The organism is Goodfellowiella coeruleoviolacea (assembly GCF_024171785.1).
Classification (GTDB): domain Bacteria; phylum Actinomycetota; class Actinomycetes; order Mycobacteriales; family Pseudonocardiaceae; genus Goodfellowiella; species Goodfellowiella coeruleoviolacea.
This window is the reverse complement of sequence record NZ_JAMTCK010000008.1, coordinates 199,950-226,592: the sequence shown is the minus strand read 5'-3', so window position 1 is coordinate 226,592 and position 26,643 is coordinate 199,950. Positions and strand designations below refer to the sequence as shown.

Below are 26,643 nucleotides of genomic sequence, written 5' to 3'. Positions count from 1 at the left end.
GTTGTCGATTATGCCTTTGTTGGGAGCCAGCACCGGCCAGCTCGAAATCACAGCGATCGACTCGCTTTCCGACGAGCTGGCCGAGACCATTTCGCGGATCACGTCGGCGGCCTACACCGTGGGCGACCTGGTCCCGGGCCTGCCGACCGCCGACGGGGTGTTCAGCACCCCGGAGCAGGTCCACGCGGACCTGGCGGCCGGGCTGCGCCTGTGGGTGGCCACCTCGGATGGCGAGGTCGCGGGTACGGTCCGCGCGGCCGTCGGCGAGACCTGGGAGGTCCGCCGCCTGGCCGTCGCGCCCTGGGTGCGCCGCGCCGGCACCGGCCGGGCCCTGCTGCGGACCCTGGAGCGCGCGGCCCGCGCGGAGGGCGCGCGCGGCGTGGTGCTGGACGCGGTGGTCGAGCGCGGCAACCCGGCGTTCTACACCCGCGTCGGCTACCGGACGGTGCGGCACTTCGCCGCCGGGGACAAGCCGCTGTCCGAGGTGCACATGCGGCGGGACCTGGCGGACTCGCTGCCGTACCCGCAGGCCCGGGACGTCGCCGAGGGCGTGGCGGTGACGTGGTGGGACACCGGCTCGGGCACGGCGGCGAGCGTGGCCCTGGGCGTGCCCGCACACCGCGCGGATCTGCTGGGCGCCGACCTGTGGCCCGGTGCCGGGCCGGCGGAGCTGGCGGCGGTGCGGGAGACCCTGGCCGCCCACGCCGGTTCACCCGACCTGCGCTTCGACCGCCCGGCCCGCGAGATCCCCGCGTTCGTGATGCCCCGCGCGGCGCACCCGGAGCTGCTGGCCTGGTGGCGCCTGCCCGGTGTGCGCAGCCAGGCCTGAACGGCCAACCTCACCAGCCGCCGACCGCCAGCGCGGCCTCGGCGATGCGCTCCGGGCTGACCCCGGCGTGCACCAGCAGGTCGCGCTCGTCGGCGACGTAGTCGAAGTAGGCGTCCGGCAGCCCGATGCGGCGCACCGGGCACGGGCGCTCCTCCGCCACCACCTCGCACACCGCCGCCCCGAGCCCGCCGACGAGGACGTGGTCCTCGACGGTGACGATGCCCGCGGTCTCGTCGGCCGCGCGGACCAGGGCCGCCCGGTCGATCGGCTTGACGGTGTGCATGTTCAGCACCCGCGCCCCGATCCCCCGCCGCGCCAGGATCTCCGCCGCCCGCAGCGCCATGTGCACCGGGTGGGCGCCGGTGGCCACGATCGTCACGTCGTCGCCGGCGCGCAGCCAGCGCGCCCGGCCCAGCACGAACTCGTACGGCCCGGTGTTGACCAGCGGTGTGGCCCCGCGCCCCAGCCGCACGTACAGCGGGCCGGGGAGGTCCACTGTGGACCGGATCACGTACTCGGTCTCGGCCGCGTCGCTGGGCACCACCACCGTCATGTTCGGCATCGTGCGCATGATCGCGATGTCGTCCAGGCAGTGGTGCGTCGGCCCGTACGGGCCGGCGGACACGCCCGAGTGGGTGACCACGATGCGCACCGGCAGGTTGTTGCCGGCGATGTCCACCTTCACCTGCTCGCACGCCCGGGCCGAGGCGAACCCGGCGATCGTGTTGGCGTACGGCAGGAACCCGGTGTCGGCCAGGCCCGCCGAGACGCTCATCAGGTTGGCCTCGGCGATGCCGACGTTGACGTACTGCTGCGGCAGCGGCGCGCCGAAGATGTCCTCCAACCCGCCCATGTCGGAGTCCACGCAGAACAGCCGGGGGTCGGTGGCGGCCAGCTCGGCCAGCACCCGCCGGTAGACCTCGCGGGAGGAGACCGAGTAGCGCTGCGCCCAGGTGGGCGCGGCGGTTTCGAGTTCGGCAGTGGTCATGACGGCCTCGTCGACTTCAGGCCAGCCACGGCGCGCTGGTACAGGCGCGGCGTCAGCTGGACGGAGTGGCTCTTCTTCTTGCCCTCGAACAGCGGCACGCCCTTGCCCTTGACCGTGTTCGCGATGACCACCACCGGTTTGCCGGTGGGCAGGTCGCCGAACACCGAGCGCAGCGCGGCCAGGTCGTGCCCGTCCACCTCGACGGCGTGCCAGCCGAAGGTGCGCCAGCGTTCGGCCAGCGGCTCCAGGCCGGTGGTGGGACCGGTGATCTGCAAGCCGTTGCGGTCCACGATCGCGACGAGGTTGTCCAGCCGCTGGGTGCCGGCGAACATCGCGGCCTCCCACACCGACCCCTCCTGCAGCTCGCCGTCACCGAGCAGCACGAACACCCGGCTGTCCCGGCCGGTGCGGCGCAGCCCGAGCGCGACCCCGGCGCCGAGGGAGAGGCCGTGCCCGAGCGAACCGCTGGGGAACTCCACCCCGGGCAGGCGGCGCAACGGGTGCCCGGCCAGCCGGCTGCCCTTGCGCGTGTAGGTGGCCAGCTCGGTCTCGGCCAGGTAACCGCGCTCGACGAGCACGCCGTACAGCGCGGCGCTGGCGTGGCCCTTGCTGAGGATGAACCGGTCCCGCCCGTCCCACCGGGGGTCCTCCGGCCGCAGCCGCAGCACCTCGGTGAACAGCAGCGTGAGCACGTCGGCGCAGGACAGGCTGCCGCCGATGTGCGTGCCGTGCGCGCCCGTGCCCATCTTGAGCACGCGTTCGCGCACCCGGTAGGCGGCCGCCTCGGTGCTCATGCGCTCACCGCCGTCGTCGTCGCCGCCTGCCACGGCGGCCGGTAGTCCACGGCGCGCGCGACCGGTGCCAGCACGTCCAGGTTGGCCCAGACCTTGGCGAAGGCGTCGGCGAAGCGCAGCAGCAGCGGCGCGGCCGCCGGGTTGAGGTGCACGCGCTGCACGGTCAGCGAGTCCTCGATGACGGCCAGGCTGACCGGGTGGTCCTCGATCCGGTAGCTGACCGGCGCGACCCCGGGCAGCCGCCACGGGTAGCCGCCGAACCCGGCGAGCCGCTGGAACGCCGGCTGCCCCGGCAGTGGCACCACCTGGTACGGCTGCACCGGCACGCCCTCGGCCTTCAGCGCCCGCGCGAGCACGGCCCGGAACGCGCCTGGGCGCACGTCGGGCAGGCCCGCGGCGGCCGGGTCGAAGCGCAGCCGCAGGATGTGCCAGGCGTGGGTGCGGTCCGGGGGGCAGTGCGGGGTGATGACGCCGGGCAGCTCCGCGAGCCGCGCCAGGAACGCCCGGACGCCCCGGTCGCGCGCGGCCTGGTTGGCGTCCAACCGGGACAGTTGCGCCCGGGTGAACGCGGCCTGCACCGCGGAGAGCTTCTCGTTGCCCGCGAGCACGCGCGAGATGTAGTCGCGGTCCCTGCCCGCGCGCAGGTCCTCGCCGAACTGCCGGTGCAGCACGACGCGCTCGTGGAGTTCCTCGTCGTCGGTGGTGACCAGGCCGCCCTCACCGCAGGTGGGCAGGTTCTTGACCACGTTGAGGCTGACCGCGTTGATGTCGCCGAAGGAGGCGACCGCGCGGCCCCGGTACCGCGCGCCCTGCGCCTGGGCGGCGTCCTCCACGAGGTGCAGCCCGTGCTTGTCGGCGAGCGCGCGCAGTGCCGTGAGGTCAGCGGGCAGCCCGTGCAGGTGGACCGCGATGATCGCGCGGGTGCGCGGGGTGATCGCGGCCTCGGCCGCGGCCGGATCAATGGTGTAGGTGACCGGGTCGACGTCGACGAAGACCGGCACGAGCAGCCGCCGCACCACCGGGATGGCCGAGCCGATGAACGTCAGCGCGGGTACCAGGACCTCGGCGCCGGGTTCCAGGCCGAGCGCGGCCAGGGACAGCTCCAGGGCGGCGGTGCCGTTGGCCACCGCCGCGCAGAACCGGACGCCGGTGTAGGCGGCCCAGTCGCGCTGCAGCCCGGACACCGCGCCGCGGCCGCCGTCGTTGGAGGTGTACAGCCCGGCGTCGAAGACCCCGAGCACGGCCTCGCGCTCGGCCTCGGTGACCACCGGCCAGCCGGTGCGCTCCCTGGTGTTCTCGGCCCTGGCCACCTCGCGCCTGCCGCCGAACATGGCGAGCTGGTCAGACATGGGCGGCCCCCGCTTCCGCGTGCGCCGGGGCGACCAGGGACACCGAGCGGATGACCAGCTCCGGCGCGTCCGGCAGGCGGACGCCGACCAGGGTGTCCCGGCGCGCCACCCCGACCCTGGTCCAGCCGGCGGTGCCGCCGGGCACCACGAGGACCTCGGGGTCCAGGCCGCCGGTGTAGTACAGCCACACGGTGTGCTCGCCCGCCACCGGCGCGTCGACCTCGACGTGCACCCAGTCGTAGAGGCCTTCGGGCAGATCGAGCACCTGGCCCCGGCACACCACCGGCCCGGTCAGCGCGAGCGGCGCGATCCGCGGGCTCACCGCTGGCTCCACAGGTCGAGCTGGCCGAGCGCGTAGTCCACGTAGGCGCCGACCAGGTCCACGCCCAGCACCTCGATCGCGCCGTGGAACTCGGGGGTGTGGTTGACCTCGTTGACGTACATGGTGCCGTCGCGGTGCTGGATGACGTCGATGCCGAGCACGCCCTCGCCGACCGCGCTGGCGGTGTCCTGCAACAGCTTCACCAGCTCGTCGGTGAGCGGGCAGACCTCGGCCCGGCCGCCGCGGGCGGTGTTGGTGCGCCAGTGGTCGTGCACCTTGTAGATCGCGCCGACGACCTCGCCGCCGAAGACGTAGGCCTTGATGTCGCGGCCGGGCTTGTCGACGTACTCCTGCACGAAGGTGATCTGGTGCTGCGGGCCGGGGAGGGCGCCGCGGTGTTCGAGCACGGCCTCGGCGCCCTCGTGGTCGCGCAGGCGGGCCATGAGCTTGCCCCAGGAGCCGGTGAGCGGCTTGACCACGGCCGGGTAGCCGAAGTCGTCCATGCCGGCCAGGGCCGCCTCGGGCACCAGGGTGGCCATGGCGCGGATGGTGGGCAGGCCGCCCTCGCGCAGTGCCAGCGTGGTGAGCAGCTTGTCCCCGCACAGGGTGATGATCCGCGAGCTGTTCACCACGGGCACGCCCGCGTGCTCGAAGAGCCTGCTGACGTAGGCGTTGCGGGTGTGCGAGATCTCCCGGCTCAGCGCGCCCCGGTAGGGCAGCGCCAGGCGCTGGCCCGTCTCCAGCCGCAGGGCCAGGGTGCGGGTGTCGACCTGGACGAAGTCGATGTCACGGCGCCGCAGTTCGGCCAGCAGCAGCCGTTCCTCCAGTCGCACCCGAGAGGTGAGCACGGCCAGGGGCCGTCGGTCCATCGTCACGAGGTGCTGCCTCCACTTCGGCTGGGTCCGCCACCGGCGGTGGCGAGCGGGGGCCGCACCGAGGCCGCCAGACGCGGGAGCGCGTCGGCGAGCACCTCGATGGCGGCGAGGTATTCGGGGATCCGGATGTGCTCGTCCGGGGTGTGGCAGAGCCGGGAGTCGCCGGGCCCGTAGGCCGCGACCGGGCACCGCCAGCTCGGTCCGACCACGTTCCAGTCGGCCGTGCCGAGCTTGAGCGTGGGCACCGGGTTGCCGCCGGTGGCGCGGATCGCCGCGGTCAGCGCCCGCACCACGGGGTCGGTGCGGGGTGCGCGCACGGCGGGCACGCTCTCGATCACCTGCACCCGGTGCGCGCCCGCCGCCCGGGCCAGCTCGTGCAGCTCGGCGGTGCAGGCGTCCGGGTCGAAGCCGACCGGGACCCGGCAGGAGACCTCCAGCGCGGCGTTCTCCAGGTCGCCGCGCACGTCGACCGCGGCCGGCAGCGCCTGCTCGAACAGGGGCAGCTCACCGGCGTGGCGCCGGGTCAGCCGCTCGCGCACGGTCTGCCACAGCCGCATGACCACCTCGGCGGCGGTCTCGGCGGCCGAGGAGGTGTGCGCGCTGGGCCGCACGACCTCCACCCGGAACCGGAAGACGCCCTTGTAGCCGATACCCACGCGGTGCACCCCGCTCGGCTCGCCGATGACCAGCGCGTCCGGCGGGGTGCGGGAGAGCAGGTGGCGGGCACCGACCGAGGTGCGCTCCTCGTCCACCGCACCGATCACGTGCACCCGCGCGGCGATGGTCCCGGCCACCCGCGCGGCGGCGCACACGAACGCCGCGAACGGTCCCTTCGCGTCGACCGAGCCGCGGCCGTGCAGCACATCGCCGTCGATGTGGACGGGCAGGTCGCCGGGCACGGTGTCGATGTGCCCGAGCAGCACGATCTCGGGACCGTCACCGCCGACGACGCCGTGCACGTTGCCCACGGCGTCGACGTGCGTGTCGAAGCCCGCGACCCGCATCCGATCCGCGAGGAAGGCGGACAGGGCCCGCTCCCCGCCGGAAACCGACGGGATCGCGACCGCGGAGCGGAGCAGCTCCACCTCGTCGGTGATCACTTCGCTACTCCGCCCCGGGTGCGTTGAGGTCGACGAGCAGCATGTCCCGGATGCCGTCCCCCTCGACCGCGCGGGTCGGGGAGACCTCGTGCATGACGCGGTTGTCGTCGACGAACATGGAGTCCAGGGGGTCGGTCAGGGTGAGGCTGACCGGCTCGCGCTGCTCGGGGTAGACGGTGGACACGCCGCCCTCGCAGTTGTCGCGGCGCAGCAGGTGCATGCCGACGAACAGGTGCCCGTCGCGGTGGCGACCCTCCGGGGTGGGCTTGCCGACCGCGCCGAGGGGGGCGATCACGCGGACCAGGTGGATGCCCACCGTCCACGAGGTGCGGCCGGAGACCGCGCTGGCCAGCTGCGCGTCGAAGCCGACCAGGGCGCGCATGCCCGTGCTGAGCAGCACCTCCTCGCTGATCGGGGCGAAGGCGCGGTCCTTGCCCTGCCACAGCGGGATGACGTCCTGGCGGAAGGTGGCGTGCGGCAGCGGCGCGAAGCGCACCCCCTGCTCGGTCACCTCCACCGCGAGCCGCCCGTACCGGCGGTAGCGGTACTTGCCGCCGTCGGCCAGCTCGGTGTCCAGGTACAGGTCGTCCCAGGCCCGCCGCAAGGAGTGGAAGTCCTCCTCGGTCATCAACGGGCGCAGGTCCTCCCGGCGCATCACGGTGTACCCGTCGCGGACCGTGAGGTTGGCGAACCGGTCCCGTTCCTTCTTGGTGAGGCCGCCCATGGCTACGCCGAAGGCACTCATACACCCCTCCGCTGCACTCGAACTTGGTAGGAGAACTGGGGTCCGCCGCGCCGGTGACTGGTCGGCGCGGCCCCGGGGGAATCACTCGCCCGCTTCCCGGGCCTGCCGACCATCGCACGCCGAGCCGGGTCCGGGCCTGTCGGTCATTACCCCGACTCCCCGGCGCGCCGTCCGGGGACCAGGCTCCGACCTGGCCGAGTACGGCACTGCAGGAGGGGCAGCGAGGCGATGGTGGCGACCCAACAGGACCTGAAGCGACGGCTGGCGGCGCTCTCGCCGGAGCAGCGGGCGAAGCTGCTCGCCGAGGTGCGGGACGCCCGCAGGGGCCGGGTGGCGGACGACCGCGTCCGCCGGGTACCGCGCACGGGGCCGCTGCCGCTGTCCTTCGCCCAGGAACGCCTGTGGTTCCTGGACCGCGCCGCCCCCGGGCTGCCCGTGTACAACACCCCGCTCACCCTGCGGCTGCGCGGCGCGCTGGACGTGACCGCCCTCCAGCGCGCGCTGACCACGGTCGTGGGCAGGCACGAGATCCTGCGCACCCGCTACCTCAGCACCCCGGACGGGCCGCGCCAGCTCGCCGGGCCCGCCCCGGACCTGGTGCCGCTGCCGGTGACCGACCTGACCGGGGTGACCGGCGACCGGCTGACCGCGCTGGTGGACTTCGCGGTGGCCGAGGGCACCCGGCCGATCGACCTGGCCAGCGACCCCATGCTGCGCGCCGGCCTGGCCAGGGCCGCCGAGGACGACCACCTCCTGGTGCTGTGCACGCACCACATCTCGGTCGACAGCGAGTCCGTGCCGGTCCTGCTCGGCGAGCTGACGCAGGCCTACCTGGCGCACGAGGCCGGCCGCGAGCCGGAGCTGCCGGAACTGCCCGTGCAGTACGCCGACTACGCCGCCTGGCAGCGCAGCCGGTCCACAGTGGACGGACTGCGGTACTGGACCGAGCGCCTGGCGGACCTGCCCACCCTGGCCATGCCGACCGACCGCCCCCGCCCCGCCGAGCCCACCTTCGCCGGGCGCGACCTCCACCACCTGCTGCCCGCCGCGCTGCACCGCGACCTGCTGGACCTGGCCGCCCGGGCGGGCACCCGGATGCTGCCGGTGCTCACCGCGGGCCTGGCCGCGGTGCTGTCGGTGTACTCCGGGCAGCGCGACATCGCGCTGGGCTCGGTCTTCGGCGGCCGCACCCGCCCCGAACTGGAGGGCCTCATCGGGTTCTTCACCAACTCGGTGGTGCTGCGCGTGTCCACCGAGGGCGACCCCACGTTCTGGGAACTGCTGGCCAGGGCGCACGAGACCGTGCTCGGCGCGCACAACCACCAGGACGTGCCCTTCGACGAGGTGGTGCGCGCGCTCCGCCCGGACCGCGACCCCGGCCGCAACCCGCTGTTCCAGGTCGCGCTGTTCCAGTCCGGCGCGGGCGATGCCGAGCAGGCCCGGTTCGGCTCGCTGAGCATGTCCCCGGTCGCCACACCCGGCCGCACCGCCCGGTTCGACGCCGGCCTCGGGTTCGGGGAACGGGCGAACGCGGGCGGGATCGAGCTGGACCTGGAGTACTCCACCGAGCTGTTCGACCAGGACCGCATGGTGCGCCTGCTGGACCACCTGGAACGCCTGCTCACCGCCGCCGTGGCCAACCCGGGTGCGCGACTGTCCGAACTGGACCTGCTCTCCCCTGCCGAGCACCGGCTGCTGGCCGAGCGCAACGCGACCGCGGTCGAGCGGCCGGAAGTCCTGCTGCCGCAGCGGTTCGAGGCTCAGGTGGACCGCACGCCGGACGCGGTGGCGGTGCTGGACGACGCGGGTGCCCTGACCTACGCCGAGCTGAACCGGCGGGCCAACCAGCTTGCCAGGTGGCTGCGGGCGCGCGGCGTCGGCGCGGGGTCGGTGGTGGCCGTGGTGCTGCCCCGCTCGGTCGACCTGATGGTCGCGCTGCTCGGGGTGCTCAAGGCCGGAGCGGCCTACCTGCCCGTCGAGTCCAGCTACCCGGCCGAGCGGATCAGCCTGCTGGTCAACGACTCCCGGGCCCGGGTGGTGCTCACCGAGCTTCCGGTGTCCGACGGCCCCGACGACAACCTGGGCCTGGTGCCGCACCCGCGCGAGGCCGCCTACCTGATCTACACCTCCGGTTCCACCGGGCGGCCCAAGGCCGTGGTGATCGAGCACGCGTCCCTGACGGCCTACCTCGGTGCGGCGGCGGAGCTGTACCCGGCGGCCTCGGGGGAGACGCTGGTGCATTCCTCGGTGGCCTTCGACATGCCCGTCACCAACCTGTTCACCCCGCTGATCACGGGCGGCCGGGTGCGTTTCGGGGACCTGGGCGAGCACACCGCGCGCCCGGACCTGCTCAAGATCACCCCGAGCCACCTGCGGCTGCTGGAGACCCTGCCGCACCCCGCGTCCGACGCTCGCGACCTGGTCATCGGCGGCGAGGCGCTGGACGGCGCGGTGCTGCAGCGCTGGCGTGACCGGCACCCGGGCGCGCGGGTCGTCAACGAGTACGGGCCCACCGAGGCCACCGTGGGCTGCGTGGTGTTCGAGCTGGCGCCCGGTGCTCCGGCGGTCACCGGCCCGGTCGCCATCGGCCGCCCCATCGGCAACACCCGGGTGCACGTGCTGGACGAGCACCTGCGGCCGGTGCCGGACGGCGTGTGGGGTGAGCTGTACGTGGCGGGCGCGGGCCTGGCCCGGGGGTACTTCGACCGGCCCGGCCTGACCGCCGAGCGGTTCCTGCCCGACCCGTTCGGCCCGCCCGGCTCCCGCATGTACCGCACCGGGGACCAGGTGCGCTGGACCGGGGAGAACCTGGCCTACGGCGGGCGGGTCGACGAGCAGGTGAAGGTGCGGGGCTTCCGGATCGAACCGGGGGAGGTCGAGGCGGCGCTGCGCGCCCTGCCCGGGGTGGCCGCCGCCGCGGTGGTGGCCCGCCGCGCCGCCGGGGAGACCCGGCTCGTCGGCTACGTCGCCGGCCCCACCCCGATCGACGAGGCGGCGGCCAAAGCCGCGCTGCGGGAACGGCTGCCCGAGCACCTCGTGCCCGCGCGGGTGCTGTGGCTGGCGCGACTACCGCTCAACCCCAACGGCAAGGTCGACCGCGCCGCGCTGCCCGCCCCGGACTCGACCGGGCCCGAGCGGGTCCACGTCGAACCGGCCACCCCGGCCGAGCGGGCGCTCGCGGACGTGTGGGCCGAGGTTCTCGATCTCGACCGGGTGTCCACAGGGGACAACTTCTTCGACCTCGGGGGCAGCTCGCTCAGCGTGATCCGCGCGGTGGAGATCGCCGCCCGGTCCGGGATCGCGGTGACCACACAGCAGTTCTTCCGCCAGCCGACACTGGCCGAGCTGGCCCGGGTCGCCGTGCTGGGCGAGGTCCCGGCCGCGGCCGACGCCACCGCGCCGGTGGTCACGCTGAAGGAGTCCGGTACCGGCGCGCCGCTCTTCCTCGTGCACCCGGTCGGCGGCACCGCCCTGCCCTACCTGCCGCTGAGCGGGCACCTGCCGGAGCACGTGCCCGCGTACGGGCTGCAGGCCCCCGGGCTGGCCGGCGGCCCGGTGCTGGACGAGATGTCCGCGCTGGTGGACCGGCACCTCGCGACCATGCGGGAGATCGCCCCGACTGGTCCCTACCACCTGGCGGGCTGGTCATCCGCCGGCTGGCTGGTGTTCGCCCTGGCCACCGAACTGGCCGCACGGGGTGAGCGGGTCGGCGTGGTGGCGCTGCTGGACTCCCGGCCGCCCGGCGGGCTGCCCGCTGGGTTGGACGAGGCGGACGCGCTCGCCGAGTTCGTCGCGGGTTACGGCCTGTCCACCGGTCTGCCCCCGGTCACCCTCGACCCGGCGGAGCTGCGCGCCCTGGCCGAGGAGGAGCGCTACGCGCACGCGGTGACCGCGCTGACCACATCCGGCCAGGTCCGGCCGCGCGAGCGCCGGGGCGTGCTGGCCCGCGCGCGGGTGGCGGTCGCGGCCACCATGGCCGGGGTGCGCTGGCGGCCCGGCACCTACGAGGGCCGCCTGGACCTGCTGGTGGCCGAATCGAGCGTGACCGAGGAGTCGGTGACCTCGGGCTGGCAGCGCCACGTGCGCGGCCCGCTCATCGTCCACCGGGTGCCCGGCGACCACTACGCGATGGTGCGCGCACCGCACGCCGCCACCCTCGGCGCGACCCTCGGCGGGCTGCTCGCCGACCACCGCGCCCGCGCCGACCGGCGGTGACGGGGGCGCGGCCGCCGGCCAGCCGGTCAACCGCGCCGTGCCGACGAGCGCGTGGCCTGCTTGCCGGACCGGGTGGACACGGGCACGGGGACCGCTGGTCCCACCCGCAAAACCCTCGGCCACACCTGGTGTCCCGCAGCGGTGCGGGCAAAGTGGCAAGATCTGTTTCCGGTCTTGCCCAGATCGTTCGATTCCCCAATATTTGACTCCTACACTAACTACGGGCGAACATCGAGTTAGTGGGCGCGGGGGTACCGGGTGCACCAGGAACTGGGGCCTGAGTCGGTGCAGCTGTACAAGATGGCGGTGGCGAACCCGACCTGGAGCAGGGAAGACGCGCGAGCGGAGTTGAGCATTTCGAGCGAGCGGCTGGACGAGCTGGTCACCGCGCTGCGGGAGCGCATGTTGTTCCGGCGCTCGCTGGACCCCGAGCGCGAGTACGACGCGGTCGGCCCGGAGACCGCGGTGGTCGAGCTGCTGGCCGAGGAGGAGAAGCAGATCCGCCAGCGCCAGAACGAGATGGCCAGGGTGCGCGCCGAGATGCTGTCCCTGCTGCCCACCTACTTCGAGGCACGGCAGTCCCGGCGGACGGCCGAGGCGGTCGACGTCATCGAGGACGTCGACATGGTGCGGCACCTGCTCGGTGACCGGGCCCGGCGGGTCAAGCACGAGCTGTGCATCGCCCACCCCGGCAGCGGCATGAGCGAGGACGGCCTGGCCCGCAGCCTCGCCCTGGACCTGATGATGCTGGAGCGCGGCGTGGTCATGCGCTCGGTGCTCCAGCACTCCACCCGCTACCACGCCGCCACCCAGCGCTACGTCGGCGAGGTGCTGCGGCACGGCGCCCAGGTGCGCACGGTGCCGATCGTGCCGCGCCGCCTCATCGCCTTCGACCGCGAGGTCGCGTTCATCCCGCTGGAGACCGGTGATCCCGCGAAGGGCGCGGTGCTGGTGCAGGAACCGGGCGTGGTGGAGCACCTGCTGTCGAGCTTCGACCTGATGTGGCACAACGGCAGGCCGTTCCCGATCACCGAGGTCGGTGCCAAGGACGCCGAGGTCGTCGACGACGCCGGCAAGGCCCGCGACGAGATGATGCGGGCGATCCTGGAGCAGATGTCCTCCGGCGCCAAGGACGAGATGATCGCGCGCCGCCTGGGGATCTCGGTGCGGACCTGCCGCCGCCACATCGCCGCCATCATCGCCGACCTCGGCGCGTACAGCCGCTTCCAGGCCGGGGTGCTCGCCCAGCAGCGCGGCCTGCTCGACTGAGCCGAGCCCCGCTGCCCTTCCGGCGCACGCCCGGGTGGCGTGTGCCGCCCCGGCCTGTCCGCACCACCGTCCCCACCCGCGAGCAGGGCACGGTGCTCCCCCGGCGCCAGGTCCCACCCGCCTGACAGCGGAGCACGGCCAGGCGCGCACGCGCTGCCGGACTCCGGCCCCAACCAGCGCGAAAGACCCCGCCGCAACCCTGCCACCTGCGCGGACGGCCCCGGTGGGAACTTGCTGCCAGGCCACTTCATGAACGTGGCAACCTCTGGCCTCGACAGGCGGAATGGACGAATCTAGTTCCTGCCGGACCGAACGGCGGATGCGGAGCAAAAGCTTCGAACCGGTCCGCTCGGGAATTCACCGACTGCGAGAGGAAGGAACACCACCATGTCCAGCAACCGGGTTATTAGCGTCATCGTCCTCTCGCTCGCCATCTTCGTCGTCGCCGGGCCGACGGCCTCCGCATCCACGCAGGTCACCGCGCAGAACATGCAGCAGAGCGCGCACGGCGGGATTCACCCGGGCGGTGGCGGCACCGACTGGTCGTGACTCCGGCCGAGCCTTGGTCGAACTCCTCGACAAAGGACGCACCACAAAACTGGAAAAAGCACTAACGACAGGCGGCGTGGGTTGACGCATGCCTGAGGCGTGGCCGTGCCGACACGGCCGAACAGAGGAGTTGGAATGCTTCTGGCCAATACCTCGTCCGTGTCGCGGCCCGCCGCCGTCACGGAGACCGACCCCGAGCTGGCCACCGCCCGGCGCGCCGCGTCGGGACAGCGGGACCCGCTGCTCGTCCTGGCCAGCTCGGCCGGCCTGCTCGACCCCACCGCGCTGGCCTGCCTCGCCGACCCGGCGCTGCACACGGCCAGCGAGGACCTGCCGCACCAGCCGGCGCACGCGCAGCTGGCAGCCCTGGCCACCACTCGCGCGGCGCAGCTGTTCGGCGCCCGCTACGCCGACGTGCGGCCGGACTCCCCGGCGGCGGCGACCAGCGTGGTGCTGGACGCGCTGCTGGAACCCGAGGACGCGGTGGTGGACCTGCGCCTGGCGCACGGCTCGCAGCCGGCGCCGCGGCGGCTGAGCACGCACCGCTGGGTCGGGCACGGGGTGGGCGCGGACGGCCGCCTCGACTACGCGGCGGCCGCCGCGCTGGCCAGGGAGCACCGCCCGGCGGTGATCCTGTGCGGTGCGGGCAGCTACCCGAGGCACGTGGACTTCGCCCGCCTGCGCGCCCTGGCCGACGAGGTCGGGGCACTGCTGGTGGCCGACATCGCGGCCGGTACGGGCCTGGTCGCGACCGGGCTCGCACCGAGCCCGGTCGACCACGCGCACGTCACCGTGGCCAGCACGCACCAGCAGCTGGGCGGCCCGCACGGCGGCCTGGTGCTGTGCGGCCGCGACGCGGACCTGGTGCTGGACGGCGACGTGCGCACCCTGGCCGAGCGGCTGCGCCGGGCGGGCGGGTGCGCCGCCGCGGCGGGCCGCCCGGTCACCGCGGCCAAGGCCCGGGTGCTCGGGCACGCCGGCGGACCCGAGTTCCGCGTGCTGGCCGAGCGGATCCTCATGGCCGCGACCGTGCTGGCCGAGGAACTGGCGCTGCTGGGCCACACCCTGGTCGCCGGCGGCACCGACACCCAGCTGTGCGTGCTCGACCTGACCGGCACCGGCCTGACCGGTGCGCTCGCCGAGCGCGTGCTCGCCGAGGCCGGGGTGGTCGTCACCCGCTGCCGCGTGCCCGCCGACGACCCCCACGACGCCGACTGCGGCGGCATCGCCCTGTCCAGCACCGTGCTCGCCCAGCGCGGGTTCGGTGCCGCGGAGATCCGCCAGGTCGCCGCGCTGGTGGACCAGGCGTTGCGCGCCGTGCGCACCGAGGACCGGGGCGTGCTGGCCGTGGACGGCACGGTGCTGGCCGGTGTGCGCGCCGCGGCTCGCACCCTCGCCCGCCCCTGATTACAACCGCTGAAACCCTTGTGAGGCAATCGATGCAGGACACCGAGGACAAGAGGACCTACGCCGTTGTGGTCAACGACGAGGAGCAGTACTCGATCTGGCCGCAGACCCGCGAGGTGCCCGCCGGGTGGCGCGCGGTCGGCGTGACCGGCAGCAAGGAGGAATGCCTCGCGCACATCGACGAGGTGTGGACCGACATGCGCCCGCTGAGCCTGCGGCGCGCCATGTCCGAGCAGGCCGGTTAACCGGTAACGGCGGTTCGGGAGGGAGGGCGAGGATGGACGGCACGGCAACCCGGTTCGTCGGGAGGCGGCGGGAACTCACCGCGCTCAAGGAGGTGCTGGGCGGGCACGGGGCACGGCTGGTCGACCTCGTCGCCGAGCCCGGGATGGGCCGCAGCGCGCTGCTGGCCGAGTTCCTGCCGGCGGCGGCCGGGCACGAGGTGCTCGCCGCCGCCGGGGGCACCGGTGGCGCCCACCCCCGGCTGACGGCCGAGCGGCTGCGCGGCACGCTGCCCGAGGTGCTGGTGGTCGACGACGTGCACCAGGCGAGCCCGGAGGTGGTGACCGCGCTGCACGAGCTGCTGCGCACCCCGCCACCGGACCTGATGCTGGTCCTCTCGCACCGCCCGCGCCAGTCCCCGACCCACCTGCTGGCCGCGCTGGGCACGGCCGCCACCACGTGGCGGACCACGCGGCTGGAGCTGCCGCCGCTGACCGCAGCTGACACCGAGACGCTGCTGCCGGACACGCTGTGCGGACGGCACCGCACCACCGCGCACGCCGACAGCGGCGGAAACCCGCGTTACCTGCGCCTGCTGCGGTCCTGGTGCGCGGGCCAGGGCTGCGGCGGCGGCGAGCTGTTCGAGGAGGCCACCGCACTGCCCGAGCAGGGCGCGGCCGAGCTGCTGCTGGAGCTGGAGGCCCTGCCCGCGCGGGCCCTGCTGGTGGCCAGGGCGGCCGCGGTGGCGGGCCAGGACACCTACCTGGCCGCGGTGCTCGCCGGGCTGGACCACGCCGATCTGCTGTCCGAAGTGGACACCCTGGTGGCCGCGGACGTGCTGCGCCCGACGAACATCCCGGGCCGCTTCGCCTTCCGCCACCCGGCGCTGCGCGCGGTGACCTACGCCGGTGCCCCGGCGGGCTGGCGCCTGGGCGCGCACGCCAGGGCGGCGGAGTACCTGCGCGAGCGCGGCACCCCCGCCGCCGGTTACGCCCGGCACGTGGAACGCGCGGGCCAGGCCGGCCCGGCCGGTACCGCGACGCTGCTGGCGGCGGCCGACGAACTGGCCGACCGGGCCCCTGGCACCGCGGCCGGGTTCTACCGCGCGGCCCTGCGCGAGCTGCCGGACGCCGAGGCACCGGCCCCGCTGCTGGCGCTGGCGCGCTGTGCGGTGGCAACGGGCGACCTGCGCGGCGGCGCCGAGGCCCTGTCCCGGCACGACGACCTGCCCTCGGCGGTGCCGGGCGCGGGCGCGGAGACCCGTGCCCTGCTGGCCCAGTACGCGGGCCGCTACACCCAGGCGCGCTCCCTGCTGCGCAAGGCCCTGTCCACAGTGGACTCCCCGCAGCTGCGCCTGCCCCTGGCCCAGACCTCGTTGTGGGACACCGGCTGGCACTTCTCCGACGACGCGTTGCTGACCGCGACGGGCAGCGGCGACCCGGCCCTGCAAGCCCTGGCGCTGGCGGTGCACGGGATCACCCGCCTGGCCAACGGCTCGGCGGGCCCGGCCCAGCGCAGCGCCAGGGAGGCGGCCAGGGTGGCCGACCGCCAGGCGGGCGCGGACCTGGCGCGCACCCCGGCCATCCTGACCAGCCTGGGCTGGCTGGAGACCCACCTGGAACAGCACTCGGCGGCCCTGCGCCACTTCACCCAGGGGCTGGCGCTGAGCCGGGCCTCGGGCCGCTGGCCCGCGATGATCCCAGCCCTGACCGGCCTGGCCACGGTCCACCTCCGCGAAGGCGAGCTGCGCGCGGCGGCCGGCGCGGCCAACCAGGCGGTGAGCCTGTCGGAGTCCCCTGGCGCGGAAGACCTGCGGGCGATGGCCCTGACCGCCCGGGCCCAGGTGAGCCTGGCCCGGGGTGAGGTCCTGGCCGCACTCGCGGACAGCCACCAGGCCGCCACCCTGGTCCCGCCGGACAGCCCGTGGTGGCGCCGGGCCCGCCTGACCGCGGCCGCGGCCCACCTGCACGACGGTGACCCGGCCACGGCGGTCACCCTGACCCTGGACGCGGCGGGCGGCGACACCCTGCCCGAGCTGCCGGCCTGGGACCACGTGCCGGCGGGCAGCCAGCTGGCGCACGCGGAACTCCTGCTGGGCAACACCAGCGAGGCCGCCCTGTGGTCCAAGCGCGTGACCGAGTCGGCCCGCGCCCTGGGCCTGCCGGCGCTGACGGCCCAGGCGAACCTGACGGCGGCCAGGGTGGCCCAGGGCCCCGGCGAGGCCCTTGTCCACGCGACCGCGGCCCTGACCGCCTCGAACCCGCTGCTGACGGCCACCGCCCACACCCTGGCCGCCCAGGCCCTGACCAACCTCAACGAACACGCCCGCGCAGCCGACCACCACGCCGCGGCCCGGGCCCTGGCCGCCCGCCACGGCACCACCCCGCTGCCCACCGCGACCCCGGCCCAGTGCCCGCCGACCGAACAGCACGTGCTGAGCCAGCGCGAGTACGAGATCGCCACCCTGGTCAGCCAGGGCCGCACCAACCGCCAGATCGCGCGCGAGCTGGCGGTGAGCCACAAGACCGTCGAGACCCACCTCGGCCGGATCTTCACCAAGCTCGCCGTCTCCTCCCGCGCGGAGATCGCCAACATGGTCGGCCGGGCCACGGTCGTCGCCCGCCCCAGGCGCGCCTAGCGCGCGCTCGGGTCCGCGGCGAACACCGGCGCCGACGGTGCTCAGGGCCGGCCGGCGATCAGGGCTGGCCGGCGGTCAGGGCTGGCCGGCGGTCACCACGCGGTGTTCCCACGCCCACGCGGCGATCTCGACGCGGTTGCGCAGGCCGAGCTTGGTCTGGATGCCGGACACGTGGCTCTTGACCGTGCTCAGCGAGATGAACAGCTCCGCGGCGATCTCCTGGTTGGTGCGGCCCCTGGCGATGGCGCGGACCACCTCGGTCTCCCGTTCGGACAGCGGCCGGCCGGGACGGCGCCTGGCCGGGGCGGCGGCCGCGGTGAGGTGGCGCAGCAGCCGCACCGTGACCGACGGGGAGATCAGCGCGTCCCCCGTGGCGGCCGCGCGGACCGCCTCGACCAGCAGGGTGGGCACGGCGTCCTTGAGCACGAACCCGACCGCGCCGCCGCGCAGCGCGCCGTGCACGTACTCGTCCAGGTCGAAGGTGGTGACCACGACCACCCGCAGCGGGTCGGCCACGCCGGGGCCGGCCAGGGCCCTGGTGACCTCGATGCCGTCCAGCCGGGGCATCCGGATGTCCACCAGGCACACGTCCGGGCGCAGCCGGCGGGCCAACTCGACCGCTTCGACACCGTCCTCGGCCTCGGCGACCACGGTGATGTCGGGCTGGTCCTCCAGGATCAGCCGCAGGCCACCGCGGATCATCGCCTGGTCGTCGGCCAGCAGCACGCTGATGGTCATCGGCGCTCCGGTGCGGCGGCGGACAGGGTGGCCCGCACGGTCCAGCCCGCCTCGGGGCGCGGGCCGGCCTGGAGGGTGCCGCCGAGCGCGGCGACCCGCTCCCCCATGCCGACCAGGCCGTAGCCGCGGTGGTGCGGTCTGGCCGGGGTGGCCGGGCCGTCGTCGCTGACCTCGACGGTGAGGACGTCCCGGTCGCGGGTGACGGTGACGTCCACCGAGCGGGCGTGCGGGGCGTGGCGGGCGATGTTGGTCAGCGACTCCTGGACGACGCGGTAGACCGTGCTGGTCACCTCGGGCGGCCACGCCGACTCGTCCTCCCCGGCTGGCAGGCGCAGGCGCACGCCCGGACCGTGCGCGCCGAACCGGTCGACCAGGTCGCGCAGCCGTTCCGGGCCGGGCGTGACCGGGGCGGCGTCGTCGCCGTCGCGCAGCACGCCGACGACGCGGCGCAGCGCGGCCAACGCGGCGGAGCCGGCCGTGGTGATGCCCTCCAGCGCGGTGGGCACGGACTCGGGGTGTTTGCGGGCGGCGATCCGGGTGGCGTGGGCCTGGACCACGATGCCGGTGATGTGGTGGGTGACCACGTCGTGCAGTTCCCTGGCCAGTTCCAGGCGCTCGTGCCGGCGCACCTGCTCGGTCGTGGCCCGGCGGCGGGCGTCCCGCAGCCGCAGCCCCAGCCCGGCCACGAGCGCGGTGAACCAGACCGCCCCGCTGAACGCCGCCACCACGGGGACCGCGCCGGCCGAGCCGGCGCGCGGCGCGGTGAGCAGACTGCCGGCGACCACGGCGAGCCCGCCGGCCGCGATCGCGACCGCCGGCCGGGCGGGCAGCGCCCTGACCGCCGACCCGACCAGCACGGCCAGCGCGGTGGCCGCGGCCGGACCGGGCTCGCGGGGCAGGTCGGCGAGGTCGGCGGCCAGGATGGCCAGTGCCGCCACGGCCAGGCCCGCGCCGGCCGCCCACACCCGGTTGCGGCGGCGCAGCAGGGCGAGCCCGCACACCACCGCGCCGACCGCGCAGTCGAACTGCCAGTAGCCGCCGCCCCAGCTGGTCGCGATCGCGACCGCGGTGCCGGCGAGCGCCACCGCGAACAGCACGGCGAGCCCGATCTCGGCCGCGATGCCGGCCGGCCGCACCCGAATGTCCACAGTGGGGAGACTAGGAGATCGGGGCGGCGCCACGAACCAGCCGAAAGTACGATCCGGACGCGGCACGACCGTGCTGGCGGCCGATGCCGGCGCCGCGGGCGGGTTTGCAGCATGGCCGCATGTCACCTGAGGATTCCCGGATTCCCCCCGGCCGACCGCGCATCGCCGCACTGGACGTGGTGCGCGGGTTCGCGCTGTGCGGCATCCTGCTGGTCAACGTCCAGCCGATCGCCAATGTCGGCGGGGTCGTCGTGTCGGGCGGACCGGCCGACCTCACCGACGGGCACACCTGGTTGGGACTGCTGGCCGAGCAGCGGTTCTTCCCGATCTTCTCGCTGTTGTTCGGGATCGGCTTCTCGCTGCTGCTGACCTCCGCGGCGGGCCGCACCGCCCGACCCCGCGCGCTGCTGGCGCGGCGGCTCGCGGTGCTGCTCGGCATCGGCCTGGTGCACCTGCTGGGGCTGTGGCTGGGCGACATCCTGTCCAGCTACGCGGTGATCGGCCTGGTGGTGCTGCTGCCGTCGAGCTGGCTGCCGCGCTGGGCGGTGGCCGGCCTGGCCGCGGTGTTCCTGGCGACCTCGCTGGTCACCGGGGAGAGCCGGTTCACCGTGGTGGCCGGGCTGTTCCTGCTGGGCTCGGCGCTGGTCCGGTACGGGGTGGTGGACCGGATGGAGCGGTCCACCCGGGGGCCGGCGCTGCTGGCGCTGCTGTTCGCGGTGGCCGCGGTGCCGGTGCTGGCCTGGCAGGTGAGCACCCAGGCCGACGGGCCGAGCTGGTCCGGCCGGTTCGCCATGGCGCTGGGCGGGTTGCTGGTGGCGGGGCTGTACGTGTGCGGGCTGCTGGCGCTGCTGCGGACCCGGCTGCGGCCGGTGCTGCTGGCCGTGTTCGCCCCGCTGGGCCGGATGGCGCTGACCAACTACCTGACCGCCACGGTGCTGGTGCTGGTGGTGGCGGGCGTGCTCGGCGGCCCGGCGCACACCTGGTCGATGACCAGGGTGGTGGCGATCGCCGGCAGCATCCTCGCGGTGCAGTGGCTGTGGTCCGCGCTGTGGCTGCGCCACCACCGGTACGGCCCGCTGGAGTGGCTGTGGCGGTGGGCCACGTGGCTGCGCCGGCCACCGCTGCGGGTCGGCGCGGGCAGGTAGCCGCCGGCCCCGGCCGGTCCGCCGCCGCGTGGTGCCGGGGCCGGCGGGTGCGAACCCGCCGGCGCCCGGTCCGCCTGCCCACTCACCCGAACGGGCCTGCGTTCACCCGAACGGGCCTGCGTGAACTGTCAACTCGGGGGGTTTGCACGGTCGACTCGCGCGGGGTGGGGTCAGGGGTGGGTGAGTCGGGTGAGGGCGTCCTGGTCCAGGTCGAGGGTGAGGGCGTCCATGGCCTCGTCCAGTTGGGCGACGCTGCTGACGCCCAGCACCGGCACCACGCGCGGGGTGCTGGCCAGCATCCAGGCCAGCACCACCTGGTTCGGGGTGGCGTTCAGGCGCGCGGCCACCTCGCGCAGCGCGGCCAGCCGGCGCTGGGTGGTCGGCCCCTGGTACTCGGCGGCCAGCGGCTTGTCCGGGCGGGTGTAGGCGCCGCCGAGCAGCGGCGAGTAGCCGTGCAGCAGCAGGTCGGGCTGGGTGGCGGCGTAGGCCAGCAGGTCCTGGTCCAGTGCCACCTGCGGGGCGATGTCCACCCCCGGGTCGACCGCCAGGTAGCTGTGGCGCTGCTGGACCACCTGGTAGCCGGGCCAGCCGTGGCTGGTGGCCAGGTCGCGGGCGGCGCGCAGCCGGGCCGCGCTCAGGTTGCTGGCGCCGACCACGCCGACCGCGCCGCGCTCCACCAGCCGGGCGAACGCGCCCAGGGTCTCGGCCAGGTCGGTCCGCGGGTCGTCGATGTGCGCGTAGTACAGGTCGACCCGGTCGGTGCCCAGGCGCTCGGCGCTGCGCGCGAACTGGTCGTGGATCACCCGCGCGGTCAGCCCCTCGGCCTGCTCCGGCCAGGGCGCGCCCAGGGTCCTGGGACGGGAGCCGACCTTGGTGGCCAGCAGCACGTCGTCCCGGGCGCCCCGGTCGGCCAGCCACCTGCCGACGACCCGCTCGGACTCCTCGCCGGTGCCGCCGTCCACCCAGAACGAGTAGCAGTTGGCGGTGTCCACCAGCCGGCCGCCTCGGTCGAGGTAGCGGTCCAGCACCTGCCTGGCCCGCGGCTCGGCCACGGTGGTGCCGAAGTACATGGTGCCCAGGCAGACCCTGGCCTCGGACAGCCGCTGCCAGGTGTTCGTTTCCGGCACTGTGCCTCACATTCCTGTCGTGCGCGCTGGCCCGCCCACCCTAGTGGGCGAGACCTGGCGCGAGGGTGGTGAACAGGGCGGCGTAGCGGTCCAGGCAGCCGGCCACGCCGAACTCGTCCCTGGCCCGCTTGGCGCCGCCGGCCCGCACGTCCGCGTCCCAGCCCGCCACCTCCAGCAGGGCCGCGCGCAGCGCGTCCGGGTCGCGGGGCGGCACGATCCGGCCGAGTTCGGTGGCCAGCACCGGGTAGCGGCCGCCGGGCAGGTCGGTGGTGACCGACGGGATCCCGCACATCATCGCCTCGGCCTGGGCGATGCCGAACGACTCGGCCACCGACGGCAGCGCGAACACGTCGATGGACGCGTAGAAGTCGTTGATCTCCTTCCCCCGCAACAACCCCAGGATCCTGATCCGGGGATCGCGGGCGGCGGCGGCGCGCACCATGTCGATGACGCTGCCGCCGGCCACGGTCGCGTAGTCGCCGCCGAGCAGCAGCCGCGCGTCGGGGTCCGGGATGCCGGCGAACGCCTCGATCAGGTACTCCAGTCCCTTGTCCGGCACCATCCGGCCGAGGAAACCCACGTGCAGGCCGGGGGTTTCCCGCCGGGTCGGCGCGCCGCCGTCGCGGTCCAGGCAGGGCGCGGCGATCGGCACCACGGGCCGGGCCGCCAGCTTCGGCCACAGCTCGGAGTGGCGGGCCTGGTCCTCGCTGTTCACCACGACCGAGGCCGAGCGGGCCAGGGTCAGCGCGGAGGACACCTTCACCGCGGCCGTGGCCGCCCGGTTGACCAGGCTGGGCGGCAGCCACAGGTCGATGTGGTAGGTCGACACCACCGGCACCGGCAGGGGCAGCGCGGTGATCGCGCCGGCCTCCAGCATGGGCAGGTGCAGGTGCAGCAGCCGGGACCGGCGGGCCACGCGCCGCACCGTGCCGGTGAACGACGGGCTGACCATGCCCCGGCCGATGGTGGCCAGCACCGGGCAGCGGTACACGTGCACGCCGTTGCGCGTCTCGCGCAGCGGCAGGGCGCGGTCGTGCCGGGCGGCGACCACCGCGACCCGCCAGCCGCGCGCGGCCAGCCCCTCGGCCACCACCCTGGCGACCTCGGTGAGTCCGCTGACGTAGGGGGCGTAGTAGTTGACGGCCACGCACAGGTCGTAGTCGGGTTCGGTCACGACAGTCCTCCCGAGGGTTCGAGCGTGGGCTTGGCCCGGGTGCCGCGCGCCGACCACGAGCCGTACAGGAACATCAGTACGTCGGAGGCGACCAGCAGCAGCCGGCTGGCCGTGGCCACCACGAGCGCGGCCGGCACCGGCAGGCAGCCGCTGAGCACCACGGTGAGCACGCCTTCCCGCACGCCCAGTCCGTCGGGCACCAGGAACGCGAGCGTGCCGGCGGCGGTGGCCAGGGCGAAGCCGCCCACGCAGGGCAGCAGCGCGGCCAGCGGCGGCGCGCCGAGCGCGATCGCCAGCACCCACAGGTGCAGCCCGCTGACCAGCCAGGACACCACGCACAGCAGCACCGACCGGCGCAGTGGCCCGGCCTGCACCTCGGCCAGCCGGCCGCGCAGGCCGCGCACCCGCCTGGCCAGCCGCAGCGCGCGGTGCAGCAGCCAGGGCAGCACCAGCAGGCCGAGCACGGCGAGCGCGACCACGGCCGCGGTCAGGCCGGGCGAGCCGGGGGCGAGCCGGTCGATGCTGGCGGGCAGGCCGATGGCCGCGCCGGTGGCGAGGGACACCACCCCGTACACGCCGAAGGTCACGGCGATCTGGGTGGTGGTGATGCCGGAGCGGGCGGCGAGCTGGGCCTGCAGCAGCACCGACCACATCACGCCCGGCACGTACTTGCCGAGCTGGCCGGCGGCGAACAGCCGCACCGCGTCGCCCGCGCCGATCGGCACGGACACCGCGCACAGCGGCTCCCGCCAGGACAGCGCGGTGATCACCACGCCGGCGCACACCGTGAGCAGCGCCAGGGCCAGCGGCAGCGGCCGCAGCGCCAGCAGCGCCTGCCGGGTCTGCTCCCACCCACCGGCCAGCTCGCGTCCGATGTAGACGGTGGCGAAGGCCAGGATCAGCACGGTGGCCGCGATCCGCAGCCAGCGCATCCACTGCGGACGTCCGCTCACGGGCCCTCCACGGTGAGGTCGATGACCTGCGCGCGGTGGTCGGACATGCCGGCGGCGTCCAGCAGCCGGTAGTCCTGCGCGCGCACGCCGTTGCGGAGGAAACCCCAGTCCAGCCGCCACAGCCCGAGCACGCCGTGCTGGTTCCAGGACACCGGGTAGAGGGCGTGGCCGGCGGTCTCGGCCGCGTCCCGGCCGAGCGCGCCGACCCGGTTGATCTCGCCCATCGCCGGGGTGGTGTTGAAGTCGCCGGCGATCACCCCGGGCTGGGGGTCCTGGCCGGCGGCCGAGGCCAGCGCGGCGTAGGCGTGCGCGCGCTGGGTGTGCCGCTGGGTGAGCACCCGGTAGAACTCCAGCGACAGCGGGCTGCGGGTCGGGTCGAGTTGGGCGGGGATGTGGGTGTTGTAGGTGGACAGCGCGCGGCCCCCGGGGGTGCGCACGTCCACCCGCAGCACGTTGTCGTCGGCCACCTCGGGCTGGCCGAGCACGGGCAGCCGGGACAGCGTGACCAGCTCGCCCTTGACGACCACCCGGTAGTCGGGGAACTCCGCGCGCAGCCGCGCCAGGTCGTCGATGGCCACGACCTGGCCGGCCACCAAGTGCAGGTACTCCTGGAGCAGGTAGACGTCGGCGTGCTGGTCGCGCAGGTAGCCGAAGAACGCGGCCGGGTCGTCGGTCTGGTCCCAGTACTCGGTGTTCCACGACACCACCCGCACCACCGGCCCGTCCGGGGGCGTGCCGTCCCGGGTCCACGGGGCGAGCGTGCCGGGGTGCAGGCCGGACTGGGGCAGGCTGGCCAGCAGCGCGGCCACGGCCAGCGCGATCGCGACCCGGCGGTGCGCGGTGCGGCCGGGTGCGGCCGGCACGAGCACGGCCAGCGCCAGTGCGGCCAGCGCGCCGACCGGCAACGCCAGCGGCGGCACCAGGGAGAACACCAGCCACAGCGACCAGTGGCCGGAGACCACCAGGTTGAGCAGGACGAACACGGTCCACGCGAGCACGAGCGCGGTGGCGGCGCGGGCCGGCCACCGCCGGGCCGGCCGCCGGACCGGCCGCTGCCGGGCCTCGGCCCGGGGTGGGGCTGCCTGGTCAGGCATTGGCCGCCTCCGCCTGAGCCGCGGTGCCCTGGTGGTAGAAGCGCCGGAACCGCCGGGAGGTCAGCCAGCGCAGCGCGCCCACGCCGGCGGCGAACCCGGTGGTGGCGTTCATCAGCACGTGCAGGGCGAAGAACACCAGGGTGAACCGGCGGCTGCCCGCGGTGCGCCGGACAAAGCGCAGCATGGCCCGTTCGGCGCCGGCGACACCGGCCAGGCCGAGCGGCAGCAGCACCAGCGCCCACGGGGTGAGCAGTGCCAGCGGCAGGCCGGCCAGGGCCAGCCCGGTGGCGGCGACCGCGGCCGGCCGGTAGGCGGTGTCGCCCAGCTGCGGGCGGCGCGGCCCCCGGTCGGCGAACAACGCCACCAGCGGCACCGACCGGACGAACTGCTTGCGCAGCAGCACCGACAGCCGGTCGTCGTCGTCGTGGCGGCCGACCACCCTCGGCGACAGCAGGATCCTGGACATAGTGGACAGTCGGGCGCCGTACTCGACGTCCTCGGTGTAGCGCAGGTGCTCGTCCAGCGGCCCGACCCGCTCGTACACCGACCGGCGCAGCGCCCCCAGGGAGAAGAAGGCCGCTCTGACCTCGCCGGCGCAGCGCAGGCGCCAGTAGTGGCCCTGCATCACCTTGTACCGCTCGACCGGCCCGTCGTCGACCAGCGGCACCCAGTCGTAGATCCCGCACACCGACCCCAGGTTCGGGTCCTGCTCCAGCAGGTCGACGGCGGTGGCCACCGCGTCCGGCCGCAGCTCGACGTCGGAGTCCAGGAAGAACAGGATCTCGCCGCTGGCCAGCCGGGCGCCCAGGTTGCGCGCGGCGGACACGCCGGCGTTGGCGGTGCGCACCAGCCGGCACGGGAAGCCCGCGGCGATCTCCGCGGACGCGTCCGTGCTGCCGTCGTCCACCACGATGACCTCCAGCGGCTGGTGGGTCTGGGCGAACACGGCACGCAGGCACGCGCCGAGCGTCTTGGCGTAGTTGTAGTTCGGGATGATCACCGAGACCAGGGGGCGTTCGCTCACAGGGTCACTCCCCCGATCAGCGCCGCCACCCACAGCACGCCGTTGACCAGCAGCACCCGGTCGCGGGTCAGGTCCTCGACCGGGTCGCCGCCGGCCCGCTGCACGGTCAGCATCTGCAGGTAGCGGCAGATGGCGAAGGTGGCGAACGGGAAGGTCAGCGCGGCGGTGAGCGCGCCGTGCCGCACGTCCAGCCAGACGAAGCTGACGTAGCTGGCCAGCGTGGCCACCAGGGTGAGCACCACGATCTGGTCGAGGAACGCGGTGGAGTACGCGGTCAGCGCCGGCCGGTGGCGCAGCGCGTCCAGGTCGTCGGCGAGCCGGGCCAGCTCGTGCCGGCGCTTGCCGAGCGACAGGGCCAGGCACGCGCAGTAGACGCAGATCAGCAGGGACGGGCTGAGCGCGGCGCCGACCGCGAACACGCCGGCCATCGTGCGCAGCACGAACCCGACGGCCACCACGCACACGTCCACGAGGGACTGGTGCTTGAGGGCGAGGCAGTACCAGAGGTTGAGCACCAGGTAGCTGGCCAGCACCAGGTCCACCGGCACGGGCAGCACCAGCATCAGGCCGAGCAGCGCCACCCCGGTCGCGCCCAGCAGTCCCACCGCGGCGGTGGGGCTGACCCGGCCGCTGGCCAGTGGCCGCAGCCGCTTGACCGGGTGCAGCCGGTCGCGGTCGCGGTCGCGCAGGTCGTTGAACACGTACACGCTGGCGGGCGCGAGGATGAACGCGACCAGGGTGAGCGCCAGCGGCCCGGTGTGGCTGAGCACGGCGGCGGGGGCGGTGAGCAGCGGGCCGAGCAGGACCAGCCCGCTCTTGACCCACTGCCTGGGACGCAACAGCAGGACGAGGCCACCCAGGGTGCCTCCGGCACCGACTCTTCGGGTGTCCAACGGGTTGGGGTTCAGCGGCTTGTCGACATCAAGGGCGTGTTCCAC

At 74.7% G+C, this 26,643-nt stretch carries 23 protein-coding genes; 8 read left to right on the top strand and 15 right to left on the bottom strand.

Features of this window, described 5'->3' with window-relative positions; all coding sequences use genetic code 11:
- Nucleotides 1-10 precede the first annotated feature (10 nt).
- On the top strand, nucleotides 11-829 hold the full coding sequence (locus LX83_RS18995; RefSeq protein WP_253773215.1) for a GNAT family N-acetyltransferase: 819 nt from the start codon (nucleotides 11-13) through the stop codon (nucleotides 827-829).
- Between the two features lie 10 nt (nucleotides 830-839).
- Here LX83_RS18995 and LX83_RS18990 read toward each other — a convergent pair whose 3' ends face one another.
- The 7 genes from LX83_RS18990 to LX83_RS18960 are packed head-to-tail and all read right to left on the bottom strand — an operon-like array spanning nucleotide 840 to nucleotide 7,002.
- Nucleotides 840-1,817, bottom strand: coding sequence for a transketolase family protein (locus tag LX83_RS18990; protein WP_253773213.1), 978 nt, complete (start codon nucleotides 1,815-1,817; stop codon nucleotides 840-842).
- Nucleotides 1,814-2,611, bottom strand: a complete 798-nt coding sequence (locus LX83_RS18985) for a transketolase (protein ID WP_253773211.1) — start codon at nucleotides 2,609-2,611, stop codon at nucleotides 1,814-1,816. Before LX83_RS18985 ends, LX83_RS18990 begins: the two co-directional genes overlap by 4 nt.
- On the bottom strand, nucleotides 2,608-3,960 hold the full coding sequence (locus LX83_RS18980; protein WP_253773209.1) for a DegT/DnrJ/EryC1/StrS family aminotransferase: 1,353 nt from the start codon (nucleotides 3,958-3,960) through the stop codon (nucleotides 2,608-2,610). The genes LX83_RS18985 and LX83_RS18980 overlap by 4 nt, the downstream gene beginning before the upstream one ends.
- On the bottom strand, nucleotides 3,953-4,282 hold the full coding sequence (locus LX83_RS18975; RefSeq protein WP_253773207.1) for a hypothetical protein: 330 nt from the start codon (nucleotides 4,280-4,282) through the stop codon (nucleotides 3,953-3,955). Before LX83_RS18975 ends, LX83_RS18980 begins: the two co-directional genes overlap by 8 nt.
- The gene (gene lysX, locus LX83_RS18970) at nucleotides 4,279-5,151 is read right to left on the bottom strand and encodes a lysine biosynthesis protein LysX (RefSeq protein ID WP_253773538.1); all 873 of its coding nucleotides are present in this window, start codon (nucleotides 5,149-5,151) and stop codon (nucleotides 4,279-4,281) included. The genes LX83_RS18975 and lysX overlap by 4 nt, the downstream gene beginning before the upstream one ends.
- A gap of 2 nt (nucleotides 5,152-5,153) precedes the next feature.
- On the bottom strand, nucleotides 5,154-6,257 hold the full coding sequence (locus tag LX83_RS18965) for a M20/M25/M40 family metallo-hydrolase (protein WP_253773205.1): 1,104 nt from the start codon (nucleotides 6,255-6,257) through the stop codon (nucleotides 5,154-5,156).
- A gap of 4 nt (nucleotides 6,258-6,261) precedes the next feature.
- Nucleotides 6,262-7,002, bottom strand: a complete 741-nt coding sequence (locus tag LX83_RS18960) for a 2OG-Fe dioxygenase family protein (protein ID WP_253773203.1) — start codon at nucleotides 7,000-7,002, stop codon at nucleotides 6,262-6,264.
- 231 nt (nucleotides 7,003-7,233) lie between these two features.
- On the opposite strand from LX83_RS18960, the gene LX83_RS18955 reads away from it, so the two are divergent.
- The 6 genes from LX83_RS18955 to LX83_RS18930 all read left to right on the top strand — a co-directional run bounded on the left by LX83_RS18955 (nucleotide 7,234) and on the right by LX83_RS18930 (nucleotide 17,302).
- Nucleotides 7,234-11,217: an amino acid adenylation domain-containing protein gene (locus LX83_RS18955; protein ID WP_253773201.1), complete on the top strand. Its 3,984-nt coding sequence runs from the start codon at nucleotides 7,234-7,236 to the stop codon at nucleotides 11,215-11,217.
- A 348-nt stretch (nucleotides 11,218-11,565) separates the two neighbouring features.
- A complete protein-coding gene (locus LX83_RS18950; protein WP_253773200.1) occupies nucleotides 11,566-12,486 on the top strand; it encodes a helix-turn-helix transcriptional regulator in 921 nt (306 codons plus the stop codon).
- 387 nt (nucleotides 12,487-12,873) lie between these two features.
- A complete protein-coding gene (locus tag LX83_RS18945) occupies nucleotides 12,874-13,035 on the top strand; it encodes a hypothetical protein (protein WP_253773198.1) in 162 nt (53 codons plus the stop codon).
- A 135-nt stretch (nucleotides 13,036-13,170) separates the two neighbouring features.
- Nucleotides 13,171-14,442 carry a PLP-dependent aminotransferase family protein gene (locus LX83_RS18940; protein WP_253773196.1) on the top strand — a complete coding sequence of 424 codons (1,272 nt, stop codon included), beginning with the start codon at nucleotides 13,171-13,173 and terminating at the stop codon, nucleotides 14,440-14,442.
- A gap of 32 nt (nucleotides 14,443-14,474) precedes the next feature.
- A complete protein-coding gene (locus LX83_RS18935) occupies nucleotides 14,475-14,687 on the top strand; it encodes an MbtH family protein (protein ID WP_253773194.1) in 213 nt (70 codons plus the stop codon).
- A 32-nt stretch (nucleotides 14,688-14,719) separates the two neighbouring features.
- Nucleotides 14,720-17,302: a helix-turn-helix transcriptional regulator gene (locus tag LX83_RS18930; protein WP_253773192.1), complete on the top strand. Its 2,583-nt coding sequence runs from the start codon at nucleotides 14,720-14,722 to the stop codon at nucleotides 17,300-17,302.
- Between the two features lie 75 nt (nucleotides 17,303-17,377).
- Here LX83_RS18930 and LX83_RS18925 read toward each other — a convergent pair whose 3' ends face one another.
- A complete protein-coding gene (locus tag LX83_RS18925) occupies nucleotides 17,378-18,040 on the bottom strand; it encodes a response regulator (protein ID WP_253773190.1) in 663 nt (220 codons plus the stop codon).
- Entirely contained in the window at nucleotides 18,037-19,188 is a 1,152-nt protein-coding gene (locus LX83_RS18920) for a sensor histidine kinase (RefSeq protein ID WP_253773188.1), read from the bottom strand. The genes LX83_RS18925 and LX83_RS18920 overlap by 4 nt, the downstream gene beginning before the upstream one ends.
- 119 nt (nucleotides 19,189-19,307) lie before the next feature.
- On the opposite strand from LX83_RS18920, the gene LX83_RS18915 reads away from it, so the two are divergent.
- Nucleotides 19,308-20,333, top strand: a complete 1,026-nt coding sequence (locus tag LX83_RS18915) for a DUF418 domain-containing protein (RefSeq protein WP_253773186.1) — start codon at nucleotides 19,308-19,310, stop codon at nucleotides 20,331-20,333.
- A gap of 170 nt (nucleotides 20,334-20,503) precedes the next feature.
- Here the strand turns inward: LX83_RS18915 and LX83_RS18910 are convergent, their stop codons facing one another.
- Genes LX83_RS18910 through LX83_RS18885 form a run of 6 tightly spaced genes read right to left on the bottom strand, consistent with a single transcriptional unit; the run spans nucleotide 20,504 to nucleotide 26,643 of the window.
- Nucleotides 20,504-21,460, bottom strand: coding sequence for an aldo/keto reductase (locus tag LX83_RS18910; protein WP_253773185.1), 957 nt, complete (start codon nucleotides 21,458-21,460; stop codon nucleotides 20,504-20,506).
- A gap of 40 nt (nucleotides 21,461-21,500) precedes the next feature.
- Nucleotides 21,501-22,634 (bottom strand): glycosyltransferase family 4 protein, encoded by a 1,134-nt coding sequence (locus tag LX83_RS18905; protein ID WP_253773183.1) that lies wholly within the window; start codon nucleotides 22,632-22,634, stop codon nucleotides 21,501-21,503.
- Nucleotides 22,631-23,587 carry a lysylphosphatidylglycerol synthase domain-containing protein gene (locus LX83_RS18900; RefSeq protein WP_253773181.1) on the bottom strand — a complete coding sequence of 319 codons (957 nt, stop codon included), beginning with the start codon at nucleotides 23,585-23,587 and terminating at the stop codon, nucleotides 22,631-22,633. The genes LX83_RS18905 and LX83_RS18900 overlap by 4 nt, the downstream gene beginning before the upstream one ends.
- Complete coding sequence (locus tag LX83_RS18895; protein WP_253773178.1) at nucleotides 23,584-24,681, bottom strand: endonuclease/exonuclease/phosphatase family protein; 1,098 nt, start codon at nucleotides 24,679-24,681, stop codon at nucleotides 23,584-23,586. The genes LX83_RS18900 and LX83_RS18895 overlap by 4 nt, the downstream gene beginning before the upstream one ends.
- Nucleotides 24,674-25,705, bottom strand: a complete 1,032-nt coding sequence (locus LX83_RS18890) for a glycosyltransferase family 2 protein (RefSeq protein WP_253773176.1) — start codon at nucleotides 25,703-25,705, stop codon at nucleotides 24,674-24,676. The genes LX83_RS18895 and LX83_RS18890 overlap by 8 nt, the downstream gene beginning before the upstream one ends.
- Complete coding sequence (locus tag LX83_RS18885; RefSeq protein WP_253773174.1) at nucleotides 25,702-26,643, bottom strand: UbiA prenyltransferase family protein; 942 nt, start codon at nucleotides 26,641-26,643, stop codon at nucleotides 25,702-25,704. The genes LX83_RS18890 and LX83_RS18885 overlap by 4 nt, the downstream gene beginning before the upstream one ends.

Excerpts from the sequence above, each read along its gene's own strand:
- LX83_RS18995 (WP_253773215.1), top strand. The coding sequence starts at position 11 with ATGCCTTTGTTGGGAGCCAGCACCGGCCAGCTCGAAATCACAGCGATC.
- LX83_RS18990 (WP_253773213.1), bottom strand. The coding sequence starts at position 1,817 with ATGACCACTGCCGAACTCGAAACCGCCGCGCCCACCTGGGCGCAGCGC.
- LX83_RS18985 (WP_253773211.1), bottom strand. The coding sequence starts at position 2,611 with ATGAGCACCGAGGCGGCCGCCTACCGGGTGCGCGAACGCGTGCTCAAG.
- LX83_RS18980 (WP_253773209.1), bottom strand. The coding sequence starts at position 3,960 with ATGTCTGACCAGCTCGCCATGTTCGGCGGCAGGCGCGAGGTGGCCAGG.
- lysX (WP_253773538.1), bottom strand. The coding sequence starts at position 5,151 with ATGGACCGACGGCCCCTGGCCGTGCTCACCTCTCGGGTGCGACTGGAG.
- LX83_RS18960 (WP_253773203.1), bottom strand. The coding sequence starts at position 7,002 with ATGAGTGCCTTCGGCGTAGCCATGGGCGGCCTCACCAAGAAGGAACGG.
- LX83_RS18945 (WP_253773198.1), top strand. The coding sequence starts at position 12,874 with ATGTCCAGCAACCGGGTTATTAGCGTCATCGTCCTCTCGCTCGCCATC.
- LX83_RS18940 (WP_253773196.1), top strand. The coding sequence starts at position 13,171 with ATGCTTCTGGCCAATACCTCGTCCGTGTCGCGGCCCGCCGCCGTCACG.
- LX83_RS18935 (WP_253773194.1), top strand. The coding sequence starts at position 14,475 with ATGCAGGACACCGAGGACAAGAGGACCTACGCCGTTGTGGTCAACGAC.
- LX83_RS18930 (WP_253773192.1), top strand. The coding sequence starts at position 14,720 with ATGGACGGCACGGCAACCCGGTTCGTCGGGAGGCGGCGGGAACTCACC.
- LX83_RS18925 (WP_253773190.1), bottom strand. The coding sequence starts at position 18,040 with ATGACCATCAGCGTGCTGCTGGCCGACGACCAGGCGATGATCCGCGGT.
- LX83_RS18915 (WP_253773186.1), top strand. The coding sequence starts at position 19,308 with ATGTCACCTGAGGATTCCCGGATTCCCCCCGGCCGACCGCGCATCGCC.
- LX83_RS18895 (WP_253773178.1), bottom strand. The coding sequence starts at position 24,681 with ATGCCTGACCAGGCAGCCCCACCCCGGGCCGAGGCCCGGCAGCGGCCG.